Origin of the sequence: Francisella philomiragia, assembly GCF_018135955.1 — a bacterium.
Taxonomy (GTDB): domain Bacteria; phylum Pseudomonadota; class Gammaproteobacteria; order Francisellales; family Francisellaceae; genus Francisella; species Francisella philomiragia.
Genome location: NZ_CP063138.1, coordinates 1,253,561 through 1,270,062, shown reverse-complemented (window position 1 = coordinate 1,270,062; position 16,502 = coordinate 1,253,561). Strand labels below are relative to the sequence as shown.

Below are 16,502 nucleotides of genomic sequence, written 5' to 3'. Positions count from 1 at the left end.
AAAGCAGTATAAAACTTATTAATATACCTGGCATACCGATACTCCTTTAAATTGATACATCAGATTAATAATAACAGTAATTTAATATATTTTCATATCTTTTTAAATTCAGTTGAAATCATATTTCATACCGCTATCTAAAATCATAATCAAGATATTGTAGTTTTTATCTTTGGGCAGTTTTTCAATTAGTTTTTTAGCTATAAAATAATTTGCACCACTACTATGTCCAGCGTAAATACCTTGCTCAATTGCTAACTCGTCACATCCTTGCATAGCTTGGTTATCTGTAAATTGAATTATTTCATCTATATATGATAAATCCATAGATTTACAAAATACTGGATTTCCAGGACCTTCAACTTTATAGCTATGGATATTTTGTTGTATTGGTTTACCATGATAAAAAATATCATAATAAACAGAGCCTTTAGGATCAGGCATAATAACTTTAGTTTCTGGGTATATCTCTTTTATTTTTTTAGCACAACCTGTGATAGTTCCACCAGAGCCACCAACCGTTATAAAATAGTCAACTTTTAGAGAATGAGTTAAAAAGTAATTAACTATCTCTTGACCAGTGGTTTTGTAATGACACTCTGTATTCAGTAAGTTATCGTATTGATTAATTAATATTCCATTCAAACTTTTTGCTAATTCTTTAGCTTTATTGACATAAAAACCAGCATCTGTATGATCAGCTATATTTTTACAAATTGTTAGGTTTGCTCCAAAACTTTTGATCATATCTCTTTTGATTTTCCCAGTTTTTTCTGGGCATGTAATATATACAGGATGATTATACAATTTTCCAATAGCAGCTAGAGAAGTTCCCATATTGCCAGAACTTGCTTCAACAATAGCTTGTTTAGGATTTATTTTTTTATTTTTGATTAGATTATCTAATATATATTTTGCAACTCGATCTTTTATACTTCCTGTAGGGTTAAGCCATTCGCATTTAGCGTATATGTTATGATGATTATTAGTTTTTAGTTTAATAATAGGAGTTTTACCTATTAGAGATATCATGATATTTTTGGGTATGTTTTAAATTAGACAATTTTAACAAAATGTTTGCTGTAGAACTGTTTTATTAGTTATGATGTGTATAGTAGTGAGTTGCTTTTTGGACATTATCTAATTGAGTTAACAGTGTGTGATAGCGTTTAACCCCAATAGAATATGATCTTAATTTTGTTGGATTTGCATTAACAATAGATGTAGTACCAACTAAAATCAAAACTAATATGAGTATTTTTTTCATTATTTATTCCTCGTTTTTTACTATATATTCTATTTATTTCTAGTATATATCTGGTAGTAACAATAAGTCTTTACCAAAATTTACATACCTGCTATGCATAATTAAAATATGAATATCATTAAATATTTATTATTAAGGCAGAGTTGGTTTACCTCAGATGAGAAATAAAATATATATCATCAATGTTTTTTTTTACTTTTGAGGTTCTAATTTATTTGTCACATCGCCAGTTAAAGATTCATCCATAACAGATATGCTTCTTATAGGTTGTCCTTTATCTAGGTTTACTTTATTTAGATTAACAGAAATTCTGTTACCAACTAATGTATCAGAAACATAGATAGTGTTCTGAGATAAAGATGTTACTGATTTCCATTGGGTAGGCCATTTATCTTCAAGGCTTGGGTTGTTTAAATTCTCATTTCTGTAACCTTTTATGAAAGGAACAGAAACTGAATCAGCGGCTGCAAACATATAGTTTACTGCTTGATTAGCTGACTTGGTGTTTGGTAAGTTCTCGCTAATAAAGTTTGCTCTTACAAATCTATAGCCAGAATTTGCACCCCCAGGTAATTTATCTATATTATAAAAACCTAAATCTTTCGCTTGTTTGAGTATTTTGATTTGCTTATCATAGCTTGGTTCGTTACTAATAGCTTTTATATTTCTATGGACGGTCAACTTGCCATTAATGTATTCAATAAGAGCACTATCTCCACTTTTATCTTCTATAATGTAATGAACAGGTATATAACTATCTTCGCCATTAACTTTTACTGATGGCATATATATTTGATACTTATCTAAGTTATCCAGAACTTCTTTAACAGATTCATAATTACCTAGAACGTAATTAACCCAGTTTAGTCCACTTACACCGGGCTTATTAGGATCTCTGTTTGGCTGTTGTGTATCACCAAGATAAAGTAAATTTACAGATAATCCTTTTTCATTAATTCCTTCACCTGCTAATTTTACAGGAACAGTTTCTTCAATTACTACATAGCCATATTTATCAGTCCAATTTAAAGGATTGATTTTTAGATTTCCTGTCTCTTTTGTACCTCTTGGATATACTGTTAAATTAGGTTTAAGGTCAAAGAAAACATCCATGGTTCTTGCTGTATAAACTCCAAGATCTCCACCAAAGTCATGATTAAGTTCAGAACATGCCATAGCAGGCACTGAAGTAGCTAATACTGTACTAGTTAGTAGAATGTTTGATAATATTTTTTTCATTTTTTACTCTCCTATTGATTATTTTAAAAAGCTAAAGTTAATTTGTTAACTTACACAGCTATTATATTTGTAGTAGTATTAATATGTCTGTAGCAAATAATGCATAAGAGCTATGCATAAATGAGGGTAATGATGAACTTTGATGATATTTTTATTTTTGTAAGGCTTATTGATATAGGTACTTTTACAGAGTTAGCAAAGCATTTAAATGTTTCGCAAAGTACTGTTTCTCGGAGAATTCAAAACTTAGAAGAGTCTGTGAATATGAAACTGATAAAGCGGAACTCAAGAGGTCTAATAGAAATGACAGAGGATGGAGAGTCATTTTACAGAAGTTTTAAAGATATTGAGAAACAAGCTAATACGACACTCCAACAGATAGTGAATAAGTCAAAAGAAATTAGCGGTACTCTAAAGGTAGGTATACCAAAACTTTTTCTAGATAATATACTTGCTGATAAGCTAGGTATTTTTTATGCGCGTTATCCTAATGTTAAATTAGTATTTAGTTATACGGCGGGAATTGTAGATTTGGTTAAAGATGATATTGATATAGCAATAACTATAAAAAAGCCTATAACTAGTAGTTGTACTATAAAAACTCTTGTAAGAGCTAAAAATAAACTTTACGCAAGTCAAGATTATATTCAAACATATGGACAGCCAAATTTACTAGAAGATCTTGAAAGTCATGATGTGGTTGGATTTTTGCATAACGATAAATTTCAGACTACTTTGATAGCTTTCTCTGAGAAAGATGATTCCAAAAAAGAGGTCAGTATTAATCCAAATATGTTTCTTAATAACTCTATATGCGATATTAATATAGCGACTAAATGTAATAAGATTATTAACACCTTAGATATTTTTGCTAATAGTAAATTAAATGTATTACCAGTACTTGATGATTATTATTTTGGTAGAACTGATTTTTATTTGGTAAGAGCAACAGGAGTTAGAAATAATTTAGAACAAGAGTTTGTTAAATTTATTGATGTATGTTTACAGGAATATTAGATGAAGAAGATATTAATAACTTTTATTATGCTAGCTACTAGTATTAATCTATATGCGATTATAGCTGGTAATTCGCTCAATGTAACGAGTAGTAGAGTTAAAACAGTCACGACTAATAAACATATTGATGAACCTATTACTAGTGATCAGTTTGAAGATGGTATTACTATGGCTAAGAATAAATAATATGTGATAAAAAAATTTATTTGCCAATACAGAAACTTGAGAAGATTTCTCCTAATAAATCATCGGAACTAAATTCTCCTGTAATAGAGTTAAGATGTTCTTGCACTATTAATAACTCTTCAGCTAAGAGTTCACCATTGCCAAGCTCTAATTGCTCCTTAGCAAGCTTGATATGATCAAATGCATTATCTATTGCGGTTACGTGTCTTTCACGAGCTGTATAAATACTCTCATTCTGAGTGGTATATCCAACTTTAGCCAGTATATGATCTTTTAGCTTATCGATACCAATATTACTTTCAGCTGATATGTAGATATGATTATCATGATTTAGAGGTACTTCTTTAAGAAGATCTATTTTATTATGGACATAAGTAATATCTATATCTTTGGGTATTTGATGGTAAAATTCAGGAATTATATCTTTTATATCACTAAATTTAACCTGACTATTTGTATAATCATCGGTTACAAATAATATTTGATCTGCCTCTTGAATTTTTTTGATAGCTCTTTTAATACCTTCGTTTTCGATAATATCGTCACTGCTACGTAATCCAGCAGTATCGATAATATGCATAGGAACACCATTTATTTGGATATGCTCTTTAACGATATCACGAGTTGTCCCTGCTATGGATGTTACAATTGCAGACTCTTTACCAGCTAGGGCATTTAAAAGACTGGATTTGCCAGCATTAGGTTTACCCACTAGTATTAGTGTTATACCTTCAACAAGAATTGCTCCTTGTTTACAGCTATTTTTGACATCGAGAATTGTTTTATATATATCTTGTAAGCTATTGTGGATTTTTTGATCTTCTAAGAAGTTAATTTCTTCTTCTGGAAAATCAATAGATGCTTCTACGTACATTCGTAGATAGATAAGTTTTTCTAGAAGATTATTAATCTCTTTAGAAAAATCTCCCTGAAGAGATTTTGCTGCTGATTTTGCGGCTGTTTCTGAAGATGCATTAATAATATCTGCTACAGCTTCAGCTTGGGTTAAATCAAGCTTATTGTTAAGAAAGGCTCTTTCTGTAAATTCTCCTGCATTGGCGATTCTAGCTCCATATTCTAAGGTAGCTTTAATTATTAAATTAAGTATAAAAGGATTACCATGTGCCTGTATTTCAACGACATCTTCACCTGTATATGAGTTAGGGGAGTTAAAGAATATTACAATACCATGATCTATAATTTCATTAGTATTATAAATATTGCAGAATGTTGCATACCTGGGCTTGAGTCGTTTTTTTGTGAGCTTTTCTGCTATTGATAAAGCGTCATTACCTGATATACGCACGATACCTATACCACCATTACCTTGAGGAGTTGCAACTGCAACTATAGTGTCTTTTGTGTACATATTTATTTTAATTTGTGATTTGAATTATTATCGTTATCTTCTTCTTGATCTATTACTCGACCCTTTTTGCTAGTATATTGTCCAAAGAAATCAGGGTTTTCTTTGATTATTTTTCTACGCACAAAAAATGAAAAAATCATCAAGAAAATAATCAGAAAAACAAATAAAGGTGCAAAAATAATAAACGATATAACCGCGATTGCAATAAGACTGAAAGAGGCTAAAATTTGTTTTACATTATTGTTCATTGCTTTGCTTTATAGTATTTAGCTTGTATAATATGAATACAAGTATATCACTTAGGTGGTTATTAAAATAGGGCTCTACAAAATTCTGTGGGCGTGGTATTCAAAATCCGGAGGTTTATATGAATATTCAAATTACTGGTAGACATGTTGAAGTTACTGATGCAATTAAAAATTATGTAAATGAGAAGATTGGTAAGGTAGGGCATTATTTTGACAATATTACTTCAACAAAAGTGATTTTAGATGTTGAAAAAGATCATCAAGTTGCAGAAGCTATAGTTACAGTTCCTGGTAGCGAATTCATTGCAAAAGCTGAAGATAAAGATTTATATGCAGCTATTGACATGCTTGAAGATAAATTAGCTCGTCAAATTAAGAAGCATAAAAACAAATTAAGAGATAACCACGCTACTGGTCATTCTGAATAAATATTCTACTTAAAATCTTTCCATCTAGTTCATGAATTTAAAAGCTCTAATAAATAAAAAAGATATCGTTCTAAATCTCAATATTGAGTCAAAAAAACGCTTAATTGAGTTTTTTGCAAATAGGATATCTGATTACCCAGATATAGATGAGGATCTCGTATTAAAGAATATTTATAAAAGAGAAAGAATAGGTAATACATATATAGGTAAAAATATTTATATACCTCATTGTCGAGTTGAGAATCTTATAACTACTAGATTAATAATAGTTACGTTAAAAAATAGTTATTATGATGACTCGATAGATGATGATATAAAAATAGCAGTTGGTGTTTTTTTCCCTGATAAAATATCTGCTATTCATATGGAACTTTTAAAGCAATTAGCACTATATTTGAAAGAAGATCGTACCCAGCAATATTTCCAACAAGCTGAAAGTTCTGAGGATTTATATAATTTAATTATTAATACTAACAATGAATAATTTATTTGATAATATACGCATAGTTCTAGTTGAGCCATCTCATAGTGGCAATGTAGGTTCTACTGCTAGAGCAATGCTGAATATGGGATTAACAAATTTGTGGCTAGTCAATCCTAAAAAAGGCATAGATGATGAAGCCATAGCGTTATCGTGTCATGCTACAGAAGTTGTGAAAAATGCTAGGATTGTGCCTAATCTTCAAGAAGCGCTTGACGATATAGATTATGTAGTAGGGACTAGTGCAAGAGTGCGTAGAGTATCTCTGCCTATAGAGCCTATATCTAAAGTTGCTACAAACATACTTAATAAAATCCAAAAATCTGATGAAAAAATAGCAATATTATTTGGCAGAGAAAGAACGGGGCTATTAAATGAAGAGCTTTTGATGAGTAATGTGCATGCGTATATTCCGTCAAATGAAGGATATACATCTCTTAATCTAGCCCAAGCTGTACAACTAGTGGCTTATGAGATTTATAAGCAAACTGTAGAGATTAGTGACTTAAAAGAAGTTCCTGAATATACTCATTTGCATAAAAAAGCTTCTGTCAAAGAGCTACAAGGGTTATATCAACATTTTGAAGATAGTATGCTTCAATCTGGATTTTTGGATAAAGATAAACCTGGTCATGTAATGGATAAGATACGTAGACTTTTTCAAAGATCTGAATTAGAGAGTCAAGAGGTTAATATATTGAGAGGCTTTTTGACATCATTAGATAATAAGGGTAAGTTAAAATGATTATCCTTGGTATAGATGAAGCAGGGCGTGGACCATTATCAGGACCTGTAGTTGCTGCTGGAGTAATACTAGATCCTGAAAAAACTATTGATGGTCTTGCAGACTCTAAAAAATTAACAGAAAAAAAACGTCAATCACTATATGAACTAATAATTGCTCATGCAAAAGCATATACAATAGTTGAAGTTTCACCTCAGCAAATTGATGAATTAAATATCCTTCAAGCAACGCTCAAAGCGATGAATCAAGTTGCAGATAATTTAAAGGGACAATTTGATAAAGTGCTGATTGATGGTAATAAATTACCAAACTGGGATTATAATTCAGAAGCTATTGTGAAAGGTGATTCAAAAATTCAAGAAATATCTGCAGCTTCGATATTAGCAAAAGTACATAGAGATAATATTTGTCTTGAGCATGATAGATTATTTCCACAATATGGTTTTGCCAAGCATAAAGGTTATCCAACAAAAGAGCATCTTGAAAATATAAGAAAATATGGTGTATTAAATATCCACAGAAAAAGCTATAAACCAATTCAACTATTGTTATAAATGAATAACTCTGAAAACTACTACACAGCAGGAAAGAGTTTAGGACTTTTTGCACTTACAGCTACTCTTGTAATGACAGAGCTAAATATATCAACTCTGATAGGTTTCTCGAGCTTGGGATATTTATATGGATTCTCAGCACTATCTCTAGGAATTGTGTTTTTAGTTGGATTATTATTTTATTCTTTTAGTGTCGCTAAAAAGTGGAAAAACTTTGATGCAATTAGTGTGTCTGAATTTTTTTCTCAACGTTATAATCCAGTATTTGGATTAGTAGTAGCATTATGTTTATTAACTGCGATGGCAGGGTTTGGAGCTAACTTTATATACTCTACTACAATTTATCTACAAGAGATTTTTCCTTCTTATAATCATTGGTTAATAAGTGGGGTGGCATGTAGTTTAATGTTATTATTTACCATAAGAGATGGACTACTAGTGATAGTGAAAATAGATAAGTTGAGCTTTTTATTATCTATAGTTCTATTTATATATCTAGGGTATTTAGCATATAATGCTGATGCTTCTACACTTGGATATATTAATAATATACAAATACCAACCTTACCAGTTTCTTTTTCTATATCTCTAGCAATTCTTACAACATTTACTTACATACTTTCACCATGGTATGGACAAAAAATATTTGCTGCAAAATCTAAGAAAGTAGCTTTTTATGCTGTCCTGATTACATCATTTATTGTAAGTTTGATTTATCTGATAGCTGTTTATACTACGGCTAAATATGCAGGTGTGATTAGCTCCACCAATCCTGATAAAGCTTTTGTGTATATTGTACGAAATCTCTTCAATAGACCTATGTTAGTTATATTTTATCTTATGATGTTTATGATAGCTTTGACAACTATAGCAGCATTATGGAATACTATGGCCTCGATGTGTTCTGTACATTTTCAAGCTAATAAAAGCGAGCACAAAAATATCATTACAGTAATGATTATTGCAATTTTTAGCTACATACTTGCTAATACTTTTATAGACCAAGTTCTTGATAAAATGTTACTTTTTAATATTCCTATAGCTGCCTTAGCATTTAGTTTGCTATATGGGTTTTATGGTAGTAAGACTAATTTATTAGGAGCTATTCTAAGTACTGTAATAGGTGTGATAAGTGCTTTATGTTGTTATTTGATTTTTAATCAAGATGATTTTGTTTTCTATTGGGCAAGTGTGTGTATACCTTTAAGTTTTATGATTGGGTATTTGCCTGTAGTGTTAGGATATTTAAAAAAATTATAGTCTATTGTTTCTAGGTTTCTTAAGTAATATGAATTCAGCAAATATTCCAAGACCTATGCCAATTAGCGTGTCGAAAAATCGTGCTATAGTAAACCTGATTACCGTCATATCTGATTTGAGAAAATAAAATACTGCAATTAACCAAATCGTTGCAAAAACAATACCAAGTCCATAATTATGATTAATCATAAAATATGTAAGAAAAATGAAGATAAAACAGGAGTATATTGCTAATGGATATTTATCAAAAATAAAGTGTGATAATACAATACCTATAACGGCACCAATAAGAGTGCCAATTAATCGATGCAGAGATGTTTTTATAGATATTACATAATTTCCTGTAGATACTATAACTATAGAATAGCAAATCCAAGCTGGATTAGTTATATGTATAAATCTAGCAGTTATATAAACAGAGACTATAAGGATGGTAATGATAATAGCTTGTTTAAAAACAAATGAGTCATTATTAATAGTCGGAGTTTTGATATCAACACTTGGCATAATTATTGTAAATAATGAAGTTGATATGTGGCCCATTAATAATCCAGTTAGACAGTAATTAAGAGAAGGTAATAGAGTATTCTCAGATAGAATTGGATCAAGATAGAAAAAAAGTAGTACATATACTATCAAGAATATAATTAAAATACGCCCACCATTGAAATATCGTTGTGAACATAGACAGCAAAAAACTAAAATTCCACGAGCTAGTTCTTGCAATATTGGCGAACTTATCAAACTGACAAAAGATGCTAGAAGCATCATTATTAGAACTAGAATTGTATTTGTGGTTAGGCTTTTGATTTGTTCAAGCTTAGTATTTCCAAAGCGATAAAAAGGTAGAAATATCCCAAAAACAAAAGCCCAAATCATAGGTAGCATTTGATGATTGTAAAGGTAGGATGCGCTTAAGCTAGAAAAAAATACAGAAGCTGTAATCGTCGAAGCAAAAATATAATTATTTTTATCTGTGAAAATATTTTTTGTCATATAAATTAAATTTTGATGACTGCAATTTTTTCTATGAAGTTAGTTATATCAGCTCTAATTCCAGATACTCCGATAATTTTATCCTTATCATAGATAGGTTGTCTTAATATAAAATATGCTCTTGTAACGCCTTTTTTATCTGTGAAAATATCAATAGGATTAATATCTTTACCAGCAATTATATCTTGATCTTTTTTTCGATATATAGCCCCAATTTCAGCCCCAAAAATTTCTGAGTCATCGAATCCTATAAAATCTTCTGGAGTTAAATCTGCTAATGCGGCTGCTTGATGATTTATATAGATATATTTGCCATCAATATCTTTTATAAAAAAAGGTGATTTTTGTTGCATGATAGCTTTGTTAAGTAAAATTTGTGTATGATTTAATGTGATCATGTTTCAAGACTAGTTAGATAATTACGGATGAGATATTATCATTAGTTGAAATATAACGCAATGCTTCATATAATTGTAAGTAAAAAATATATATCTTTTATGTTACTAGATAAATTTACAAATTTGAGTCAACAATGGAGAAGAATTAATGCCTTATGGTATAAAATATTCATGAACTATTTGGAGCAAAGAAATTTTACCTACACAGAGTCTATTGTTTTACTAGCTACTTTATCACTAAACAAACCTTCAAAGTCAGATATTTCTAACTATATGAGATGTGAGCCTCAGAGTATTACTAGAGCGATTAATGGCCTGCTATCTAAAAAGTTACTGAAGCGATATGTTGATACAAAAGATAAAAGAGTTGTGCGTTTTGAATTAACAGAACTAGGAAAAGAGTTTTCAGTTAAGACTCAAGATTTTATAAACATAAATTGGCAAAAGTCTTTGGGACATATCGATAATAAAGATTTAAATATCTTTACTAAGCAACTAAATGAGATGATTAATAACCTAGAAAGTTTAACAAATGTTGACAAATCCAACAAAGAATCTAATTAATCAAGTAAAAGGTAATATAAAATGGCTAAGATTATATTAAAAAATGCAAATGTTTTTAATGGTAAAGATAATCAAATTAATCACTATAATTATGTTTATGTAGAAGGTAGTAAGATTTTATCATTAACTGATAATGAAATTTCTAATTTTAGTGCTAAGATAATTATAGATTTAAAAGATAGGTTTTTGATGCCTGGGCTTATAGATGCTCATGTGCATTTATCTTCAGCAGCATCAGTGGATCTAGCAAATGATAATATATCAAGTGATTTCATGGCTATAGAGTCACTACAAGCAGCAGAAGAGTCATTGCTGAGAGGATTTACGACATTACGAGATGCTGGCGGAGCTGGTTATGGAATAGCTCAGGCTTTTGAAAAAAGAAAAGCAACAACACCAAGATTGTTTTATAGTGGTAAGGCTCTAAGTGCTACAGGTGGTCATGGAGATTTTAGAGGAACTACTGAATCAAAAATTTGTTCTTGTCAAGTCAGTGGTTCAAATATTTCTACAATATGTGATGGTGTGCCAGAGGTACTAAAAGCCACAAGAGAGCAGCTAAGAGAGGGTGCTACCCAGATTAAAATTATGGCAGCTGGAGGTATTGCATCCCCAGCAGATAAAATTACTAACTTACAATTTTCTGATGATGAAATACTAGCAATTGTTGATGAAGCTAAACGTAATGGAACTTATGTCATGGCACATGCTTATACTCCAGAAGCTTTAATACGCTGCGTTAAATTAGGTGTAAGATCTTTAGAGCATGCGAATCTCCTTGATGAAAAGGCAGCAAAAATAATTGCTGCAAATAATGCTTTCATTGTACCTACGTTAGCAATTTATGAAGCATTTTATCTTCATGGTAAAGAGTTTAATACCCCAGATCATGTCTTAGAGAAGTTAGGTGGAGTTCGATCAAATAGTCTTGAGGCTATTAAAATTGCGCATGATTATAGTATTAATGTTGGTTTTGGTACAGATCTATTGGGAGGTCTAATGAGGTATCAAAATACTGAGTTTAAGATTAGATCTCAAGTTGAAACACCATTCCAAACTCTATACTCAGCTACCTATAAAAATGCAGAGTTATTAAATATGGTAGATAAACTAGGCATAATAAAATCAGGTGCCTTTGCTGACATCATTGTATTTGAAGGAAACCCTCTAGAGGATATAGGTTTATTGGTAAATCCTGATGAGAGCATAAAACTAATAATTAAAGATGGCTATATTGTTTTAGATAAATTGACTACATAAAGTTTCTGATAAGATAGGAAGAATTTCTAGATAATTAATCTAGTGAAAGAACATTATCTGAATTTGTTTCGCCTAATTTCTTAGGATTAACAGCCTCATCATCTTCGCCTTCATTAATATTAATTCCATAGCCGAATTCACGAGCATACATTCCTTGTTCAGTTTCTTTAGAGAAGACTTCTAAAACTGATTCTATAGGAATATTAATGGATATTGGTTCACCATCAAAAGTAGCATCGAAGCTAATATGGTTATCATCAATCTCTAAGTTTTGTATAGCTTGAGGAGATAGGTCTAGTAGTATTTTATTATCTTCATCAATATAGTTGTTAGGTACGACTACACCTTCATACTCCGTATCAACTAAAATATATGGTGTAAATCCGTGATCAACTAGCCAGTTGTATGTAGCTTTAACTACATATGCTCTAAGCATAGCCATATCAAGCTCCTTGTGCTTTAATCGTTTTTATAAAATTAGCTTCACTTAATAGCTCTTTGATTTCTTTGATAATATTTTTATCTTTTGTAGGAATTGAAATCTTAAGCTTAATAAAGTAATAAAAAACAAAAGTTATAATAAGAGTTAAAACATTAATGTTTTGTGCATCAGGATTGCTTTCAGCATTTATCTCTCTTTCACTAACGATTGTTTTATAAGTGCTAATAATATCTTTTTGCATTTTCACTTTTATCTCAGATGCTTCTTCTTCTGTCAAATTTGAGTCTTGCAATTTTATGATATTTTGTAGAAATGTTTTATTAACATATTCTAGTAATATTCTTGCATTAGCTCTTTGCTTGGGAAAAACAGGAAACATTGGAGGAAAAGGATACAAATCTTCTATAGCTTCTATAATAACACTTAGTCTGTATACAGCAAAATCATCAGTGCTAAGCGTAGGGATATTGCCATTAGGTGTTATTATATTTAGTTCTTCTAGGTGTTTTGAGTTTTCCTCTTTAGAAACATCTATAATCTTCGCATTAGCTCCTTTGATAAGAAGAATCATGCGAACTATGTCGCTATAGATATCATCCTTTTTTGTATATAATAACAAGATTTTATCCTCCTAGTGATAAAAAAATAAAAAGAATAATAGAAAGGTATATAACGTATATTAACGTTTAGAGAACTGTCTTCTTCTACGAGCTTTTCTAAGACCAAACTTCTTACGCTCAACTTTACGTGAATCACGAGTTACAAAACCTGCTTCACGAAGAGCTGGTTTTAAATCTTCATCAAACTCAATAAGAGCTCTAGTAACACCTAGACGGATAGCACCTGCTTGACCTGTAGTACCACCACCTTTTACTGTTACTTTGAAGTCAAAGTTTTCAGTGTTGTTAGTTAATTCTAAAGGCTGCTTAACAACCATGCAGTCTGTTTCACGACATAAATACTGCTCTAATGGAAGACCATTAACAATAAATTGACCAGTACCTTTTTTCATAAATACACGAGCTACAGAGCTTTTACGACGACCTGTACCATAATTATATTCTGACATTTTTACCATCCTTTATTAAATATTGTGAGCTTGAGGTTGTTGAGCTGTATGTGGGTGATTTTCACCAGCATAAACTTTTAACTTTTTGTACATTGCACGCCCTAGAGGAGATCTAGGAAGCATACCTTTAACAGCTTTTTCAATAGCTCTTTCTGGATGAGTTGCAATTAGCTTCTCAAAAGAGATTGATTTGATACCGCCAATATATCCAGTGTGGTGGTGGTAAATTTTGCCTTTTCTTTTGTTACCAGTTACAGCTACTTTTTCTGCATTGATGATAACAACATAATCACCAGTATCCATAGAAGGAGTATATTCTGGTTTGTTTTTACCTCTTAGGATCATTGCTACTTCACTAGCTAGACGACCTAAAGTTTTATCTGTAGCATCAATCAAAAGCCATTGTCTTTTGATATCTGATGGTTTTGCAGTAAACGTTTTCATCTTTTTTCCTTTAAATTATTGTTGTCAATTACTCAGTTTTTGCAAAAAATTCTTAATCATGCAAACTGACACAGTTCGCCGTACTTTAAAAATTTAAGCAGCTTATATGATACAATTTTCATTCTAAATAATCAAATTATTAGAGGTATTATTTTGAATAATTTTACTAGCCTCTTTATTTGATCTTCTAATACAATTCTCTATAGCTAATCTATCAAAAAAATTACCTGTGATATGCAAGTTAGATACTTGAGAAAGCTCTTTTTCTAAATCCTGTAGGAAAGTGCTGTGATTACGATGATAGCAGGGTAATGCGTTTTGTTTTGTATATATGTGAAGAATATCTTCGTCAGTGATATTCAGAAGTTTTATGATCTTATGCGTTAACTCTTTTTGAGAATCGTTAGTTTTACAATGAAATACCATAGCTCTATAGCTTGGATTATCAACAATATCACGAGACACAGCTGAGTAAAAGAACTGTTCTTTGCCAATTAAGCCAGCAATATTTTTAATATGTTTCAAGGATTTTTTATTTGCAACAATTCCTATACTTGTTAGGTTTGACATGACAGGTCTATATTGATGTTTTGCTATATTTGGTAGTATATCTTCTAGCAAAGACTCCGTTACGTTCCATGGTGTTGCAATGCATAAGTTATCACAGTGATAACTATTAGCACTGTCTGTTTCAACTATCCATGTATCTTGTTTTGAAATCTTGATAACTTTTTCTTTGATAATTTTTTGTTTTTGATTATTAAATAATTCAGATAAGCCATTTTTGAATGTAAAACTTCGGGGTAAAGAAGTATCTCTATCATATTTTTTAAATAGGTATTCCATTGGGAAGTTTTGGCTATTTTGAGATAATACAGCATCAAAACAAAACTTTAATGTTCGGTCGTAATTTTTTTTGCCAAATAGCTTTATTGCATATTCGCTAACAGTTTTATCTTCTTTTGAGATATTTCTATTCTTTAAGAAACTAAAAGCAGCTGTAAAAGGATTTATATTAGTAAAAATACTTTGAATTTTGTTATTAGGTTGTACAAATAGGAATGGGGCTTTTCTTCTTGGTTGGATGTTTTGCTCGAGAGAGTTGTTGCGGATATAGTCTATAGTTTCATTGTAAGAGTTATATATCGTATGAGCACCCATTTCAAACCAAAAATCTTTATATTTCTGGGAGTCTATACATCCTCCGATATTATTAGATTCAAATATACAGTGGTCTATATTCGCTTGAGATAGCTTTTGTGCTAGAGATATGCCAGAAATTCCAGCACCAATAATTATAGTATTAAAATGTTTAAAATTATTCATTTGGTAACAAAATCCATAGTTTACCTTGATTATTCATGTGGCCAGCGTTAAATTCAGCCTGTTGACCATGCCCCCAGAATACATCACCTCGTATAGGACCTCGAATGGCTCCTCCTGTATCTTGAGCTATCATTAATCTATCAAGTGGTTTAGTGTCATGATGATTATCTTCGTAGTAATCGGTTTCTAGCCAAAGAGGAACTCCATACAGATAGTATCTGTCATCAACTGCTAAAGAATAGCCAGGAGTTAGCTCAACATCTTGAGCGCCAACTGCATTTTTGCGATCTACATATCTAAAGAATACAAAAGAGGGATCATAATTTAGAACATCATCTATTTTGTCTTTATTTTTGTTTAACCAAGCTTTAATTGCTTGCATTGACATTTCATCTCTGGTCATATAGCCATTATCAAGTAGGTATCTTCCTATAGGTTTGTACTCATGTCCATTTTGACTATCATAACCAACTAAGATATCACCACTATCAGTTTCGATCCTTCCTGAGCCTTGTATTTGCAAGAATGTTCTATCAACTTTTGATTTAACCCATACTAATACATCTTTTTTTGTTAGTAGGTTACCATTTGATATTTCTGCACGCGTATAGTAAGGAACAAATTTACCATCATTGTATCTTCCAAAAGAAAAATTATCATCACCTCTTGGTTGTTTGATTAAGTCATTAGGAGTTCTATAAATAGGTACGGTATATTGTAGAGTTTTGACTAGACTACCCTTTATGGTGGGTTCGTAGTATCCCGTGAATATTCCAGTATCTTTATTCTTATATAGTATTTGGTAAGGAGTAAAGTTCTGCTCAAAAAAAGCCTTTGCTTGATCTTTTGTTTCTATTTTAGCAGCCATCACTTTATGGCAAATATTTATCCAATTTGTATATTCAGGTTTATTTTCATCAACTATTTTTGCACATGATTTTTTAAATGTATCAAAAGATATAAGTTGATCACTCGTATCCCAGTTATTAAGATCTTTGAAATCAGCTTTTTTGTAATCAACTTTATCTGAATATTTCTTTGATAAATAACGTTGAGCAGTTACATTTGTGCAGCTACTTATAAGAATTAAAAGTGCTATAAAGCTTATTTTTTTTAAATTCTTTTTTATTTTTCTAATATTCATATAAAAAAATGCCAATAATTTCTTGAAAATACAAAAATAATCACTATGTATAAAACATCTAACAA

General features: G+C 30.7%; 22 protein-coding genes. 9 read left to right on the top strand and 13 right to left on the bottom strand.

Annotation, left to right across the window (positions count from 1 at the left end; translation table 11 throughout):
- Window positions 1-108: 108 nt before the first annotated feature.
- The 3 genes from IMS64_RS06265 to IMS64_RS06255 all read right to left on the bottom strand — a co-directional run bounded on the left by IMS64_RS06265 (window position 109) and on the right by IMS64_RS06255 (window position 2,506).
- Window positions 109-1,032 carry a PLP-dependent cysteine synthase family protein gene (locus tag IMS64_RS06265; RefSeq protein WP_211490183.1) on the bottom strand — a complete coding sequence of 308 codons (924 nt, stop codon included), beginning with the start codon at window positions 1,030-1,032 and terminating at the stop codon, window positions 109-111.
- Window positions 1,033-1,096: 64 nt separating this feature from the next.
- Entirely contained in the window at window positions 1,097-1,267 is a 171-nt protein-coding gene (locus tag IMS64_RS06260; RefSeq protein ID WP_211490182.1) for a hypothetical protein, read from the bottom strand.
- Between the two features lie 192 nt (window positions 1,268-1,459).
- A complete protein-coding gene (locus tag IMS64_RS06255; RefSeq protein ID WP_211490181.1) occupies window positions 1,460-2,506 on the bottom strand; it encodes a linear amide C-N hydrolase in 1,047 nt (348 codons plus the stop codon).
- Between the two features lie 132 nt (window positions 2,507-2,638).
- Between IMS64_RS06255 and IMS64_RS06250 the strand changes: the two genes are divergently transcribed.
- Together IMS64_RS06250 and IMS64_RS06245 are read left to right on the top strand one after the other, a co-directional pair.
- Entirely contained in the window at window positions 2,639-3,523 is an 885-nt protein-coding gene (locus IMS64_RS06250) for a LysR family transcriptional regulator (protein WP_211491098.1), read from the top strand.
- On the top strand, window positions 3,524-3,709 hold the full coding sequence (locus tag IMS64_RS06245) for a hypothetical protein (RefSeq protein ID WP_211490180.1): 186 nt from the start codon (window positions 3,524-3,526) through the stop codon (window positions 3,707-3,709).
- A 16-nt stretch (window positions 3,710-3,725) separates the two neighbouring features.
- Here the strand turns inward: IMS64_RS06245 and mnmE are convergent, their stop codons facing one another.
- Both mnmE and IMS64_RS06235 read right to left on the bottom strand, forming a co-directional pair.
- Window positions 3,726-5,078 carry a tRNA uridine-5-carboxymethylaminomethyl(34) synthesis GTPase MnmE gene (gene mnmE, locus IMS64_RS06240; protein WP_211490179.1) on the bottom strand — a complete coding sequence of 451 codons (1,353 nt, stop codon included), beginning with the start codon at window positions 5,076-5,078 and terminating at the stop codon, window positions 3,726-3,728.
- Window positions 5,079-5,080: 2 nt separating this feature from the next.
- Window positions 5,081-5,326 carry a hypothetical protein gene (locus tag IMS64_RS06235; protein ID WP_211490178.1) on the bottom strand — a complete coding sequence of 82 codons (246 nt, stop codon included), beginning with the start codon at window positions 5,324-5,326 and terminating at the stop codon, window positions 5,081-5,083.
- Between the two features lie 119 nt (window positions 5,327-5,445).
- On the opposite strand from IMS64_RS06235, the gene hpf reads away from it, so the two are divergent.
- From hpf to IMS64_RS06210, 5 genes are read left to right on the top strand one after another with little or no spacing between them, the layout of a single operon-like run.
- Window positions 5,446-5,754 carry a ribosome hibernation-promoting factor, HPF/YfiA family gene (gene hpf, locus IMS64_RS06230; protein ID WP_211490177.1) on the top strand — a complete coding sequence of 103 codons (309 nt, stop codon included), beginning with the start codon at window positions 5,446-5,448 and terminating at the stop codon, window positions 5,752-5,754.
- Window positions 5,755-5,785: 31 nt separating this feature from the next.
- Complete coding sequence (locus tag IMS64_RS06225; RefSeq protein WP_004287411.1) at window positions 5,786-6,238, top strand: PTS sugar transporter subunit IIA; 453 nt, start codon at window positions 5,786-5,788, stop codon at window positions 6,236-6,238.
- Complete coding sequence (locus IMS64_RS06220; protein WP_088821441.1) at window positions 6,231-6,980, top strand: RNA methyltransferase; 750 nt, start codon at window positions 6,231-6,233, stop codon at window positions 6,978-6,980. Before IMS64_RS06225 ends, IMS64_RS06220 begins: the two co-directional genes overlap by 8 nt.
- Window positions 6,977-7,534 carry a ribonuclease HII gene (rnhB, locus tag IMS64_RS06215; RefSeq protein ID WP_211490176.1) on the top strand — a complete coding sequence of 186 codons (558 nt, stop codon included), beginning with the start codon at window positions 6,977-6,979 and terminating at the stop codon, window positions 7,532-7,534. The genes IMS64_RS06220 and rnhB overlap by 4 nt, the downstream gene beginning before the upstream one ends.
- On the top strand, window positions 7,535-8,794 hold the full coding sequence (locus tag IMS64_RS06210; RefSeq protein ID WP_200160138.1) for a sodium:solute symporter family transporter: 1,260 nt from the start codon (window positions 7,535-7,537) through the stop codon (window positions 8,792-8,794). It begins immediately after the preceding gene.
- Here IMS64_RS06210 and IMS64_RS06205 read toward each other — a convergent pair.
- Window positions 8,789-9,790, bottom strand: coding sequence for an FUSC family protein (locus IMS64_RS06205; RefSeq protein WP_211490175.1), 1,002 nt, complete (start codon window positions 9,788-9,790; stop codon window positions 8,789-8,791). The two genes, IMS64_RS06210 and IMS64_RS06205, sit on opposite strands and share 6 nt — an antisense overlap.
- A gap of 5 nt (window positions 9,791-9,795) precedes the next feature.
- Complete coding sequence (locus IMS64_RS06200; RefSeq protein ID WP_042523644.1) at window positions 9,796-10,188, bottom strand: PAS domain-containing protein; 393 nt, start codon at window positions 10,186-10,188, stop codon at window positions 9,796-9,798.
- Window positions 10,189-10,287: 99 nt separating this feature from the next.
- On the opposite strand from IMS64_RS06200, the gene IMS64_RS06195 reads away from it, so the two are divergent.
- Entirely contained in the window at window positions 10,288-10,752 is a 465-nt protein-coding gene (locus IMS64_RS06195; protein WP_234362540.1) for a MarR family winged helix-turn-helix transcriptional regulator, read from the top strand.
- Window positions 10,753-10,773: 21 nt separating this feature from the next.
- The gene (locus IMS64_RS06190; protein ID WP_244972889.1) at window positions 10,774-12,012 is read left to right on the top strand and encodes a metal-dependent hydrolase family protein; all 1,239 of its coding nucleotides are present in this window, start codon (window positions 10,774-10,776) and stop codon (window positions 12,010-12,012) included.
- A gap of 34 nt (window positions 12,013-12,046) precedes the next feature.
- Here IMS64_RS06190 and mglB read toward each other — a convergent pair whose 3' ends face one another.
- The 6 genes from mglB to mltA all read right to left on the bottom strand — a co-directional run bounded on the left by mglB (window position 12,047) and on the right by mltA (window position 16,437).
- Entirely contained in the window at window positions 12,047-12,454 is a 408-nt protein-coding gene (gene mglB / locus IMS64_RS06185; protein ID WP_012280746.1) for a transcriptional regulator MglB, read from the bottom strand.
- A gap of 1 nt (window position 12,455) precedes the next feature.
- Window positions 12,456-13,073 (bottom strand): transcriptional regulator MglA, encoded by a 618-nt coding sequence (gene mglA / locus IMS64_RS06180; protein WP_004287420.1) that lies wholly within the window; start codon window positions 13,071-13,073, stop codon window positions 12,456-12,458.
- A 60-nt stretch (window positions 13,074-13,133) separates the two neighbouring features.
- A complete protein-coding gene (gene rpsI / locus IMS64_RS06175; RefSeq protein ID WP_012280747.1) occupies window positions 13,134-13,523 on the bottom strand; it encodes a 30S ribosomal protein S9 in 390 nt (129 codons plus the stop codon).
- 15 nt (window positions 13,524-13,538) lie between these two features.
- Complete coding sequence (gene rplM / locus IMS64_RS06170; RefSeq protein WP_004287422.1) at window positions 13,539-13,967, bottom strand: 50S ribosomal protein L13; 429 nt, start codon at window positions 13,965-13,967, stop codon at window positions 13,539-13,541.
- A 123-nt stretch (window positions 13,968-14,090) separates the two neighbouring features.
- Window positions 14,091-15,293 (bottom strand): NAD(P)-binding protein, encoded by a 1,203-nt coding sequence (locus IMS64_RS06165; RefSeq protein WP_211490174.1) that lies wholly within the window; start codon window positions 15,291-15,293, stop codon window positions 14,091-14,093.
- The gene (gene mltA / locus IMS64_RS06160) at window positions 15,286-16,437 is read right to left on the bottom strand and encodes a murein transglycosylase A (RefSeq protein WP_035722479.1); all 1,152 of its coding nucleotides are present in this window, start codon (window positions 16,435-16,437) and stop codon (window positions 15,286-15,288) included. The genes IMS64_RS06165 and mltA overlap by 8 nt, the downstream gene beginning before the upstream one ends.
- Window positions 16,438-16,502 lie beyond the last annotated feature (65 nt).

Bases quoted from the DNA above. Each gene is read 5' to 3' on its own strand.
- IMS64_RS06265 (WP_211490183.1), bottom strand. From the start codon at position 1,032: ATGATATCTCTAATAGGTAAAACTCCTATTATTAAACTAAAAACTAAT.
- IMS64_RS06260 (WP_211490182.1), bottom strand. From the start codon at position 1,267: ATGAAAAAAATACTCATATTAGTTTTGATTTTAGTTGGTACTACATCT.
- IMS64_RS06255 (WP_211490181.1), bottom strand. From the start codon at position 2,506: ATGAAAAAAATATTATCAAACATTCTACTAACTAGTACAGTATTAGCT.
- IMS64_RS06250 (WP_211491098.1), top strand. From the start codon at position 2,639: ATGAACTTTGATGATATTTTTATTTTTGTAAGGCTTATTGATATAGGT.
- IMS64_RS06245 (WP_211490180.1), top strand. From the start codon at position 3,524: ATGAAGAAGATATTAATAACTTTTATTATGCTAGCTACTAGTATTAAT.
- mnmE (WP_211490179.1), bottom strand. From the start codon at position 5,078: ATGTACACAAAAGACACTATAGTTGCAGTTGCAACTCCTCAAGGTAAT.
- IMS64_RS06235 (WP_211490178.1), bottom strand. From the start codon at position 5,326: ATGAACAATAATGTAAAACAAATTTTAGCCTCTTTCAGTCTTATTGCA.
- hpf (WP_211490177.1), top strand. From the start codon at position 5,446: ATGAATATTCAAATTACTGGTAGACATGTTGAAGTTACTGATGCAATT.
- IMS64_RS06225 (WP_004287411.1), top strand. From the start codon at position 5,786: ATGAATTTAAAAGCTCTAATAAATAAAAAAGATATCGTTCTAAATCTC.
- IMS64_RS06220 (WP_088821441.1), top strand. From the start codon at position 6,231: ATGAATAATTTATTTGATAATATACGCATAGTTCTAGTTGAGCCATCT.
- rnhB (WP_211490176.1), top strand. From the start codon at position 6,977: ATGATTATCCTTGGTATAGATGAAGCAGGGCGTGGACCATTATCAGGA.
- IMS64_RS06210 (WP_200160138.1), top strand. From the start codon at position 7,535: ATGAATAACTCTGAAAACTACTACACAGCAGGAAAGAGTTTAGGACTT.
- IMS64_RS06205 (WP_211490175.1), bottom strand. From the start codon at position 9,790: ATGACAAAAAATATTTTCACAGATAAAAATAATTATATTTTTGCTTCG.
- IMS64_RS06200 (WP_042523644.1), bottom strand. From the start codon at position 10,188: ATGATCACATTAAATCATACACAAATTTTACTTAACAAAGCTATCATG.
- IMS64_RS06195 (WP_234362540.1), top strand. From the start codon at position 10,288: ATGTTACTAGATAAATTTACAAATTTGAGTCAACAATGGAGAAGAATT.
- IMS64_RS06190 (WP_244972889.1), top strand. From the start codon at position 10,774: ATGGCTAAGATTATATTAAAAAATGCAAATGTTTTTAATGGTAAAGAT.
- mglB (WP_012280746.1), bottom strand. From the start codon at position 12,454: ATGGCTATGCTTAGAGCATATGTAGTTAAAGCTACATACAACTGGCTA.
- rpsI (WP_012280747.1), bottom strand. From the start codon at position 13,523: ATGTCAGAATATAATTATGGTACAGGTCGTCGTAAAAGCTCTGTAGCT.
- rplM (WP_004287422.1), bottom strand. From the start codon at position 13,967: ATGAAAACGTTTACTGCAAAACCATCAGATATCAAAAGACAATGGCTT.
- IMS64_RS06165 (WP_211490174.1), bottom strand. From the start codon at position 15,293: ATGAATAATTTTAAACATTTTAATACTATAATTATTGGTGCTGGAATT.
- mltA (WP_035722479.1), bottom strand. From the start codon at position 16,437: ATGAATATTAGAAAAATAAAAAAGAATTTAAAAAAAATAAGCTTTATA.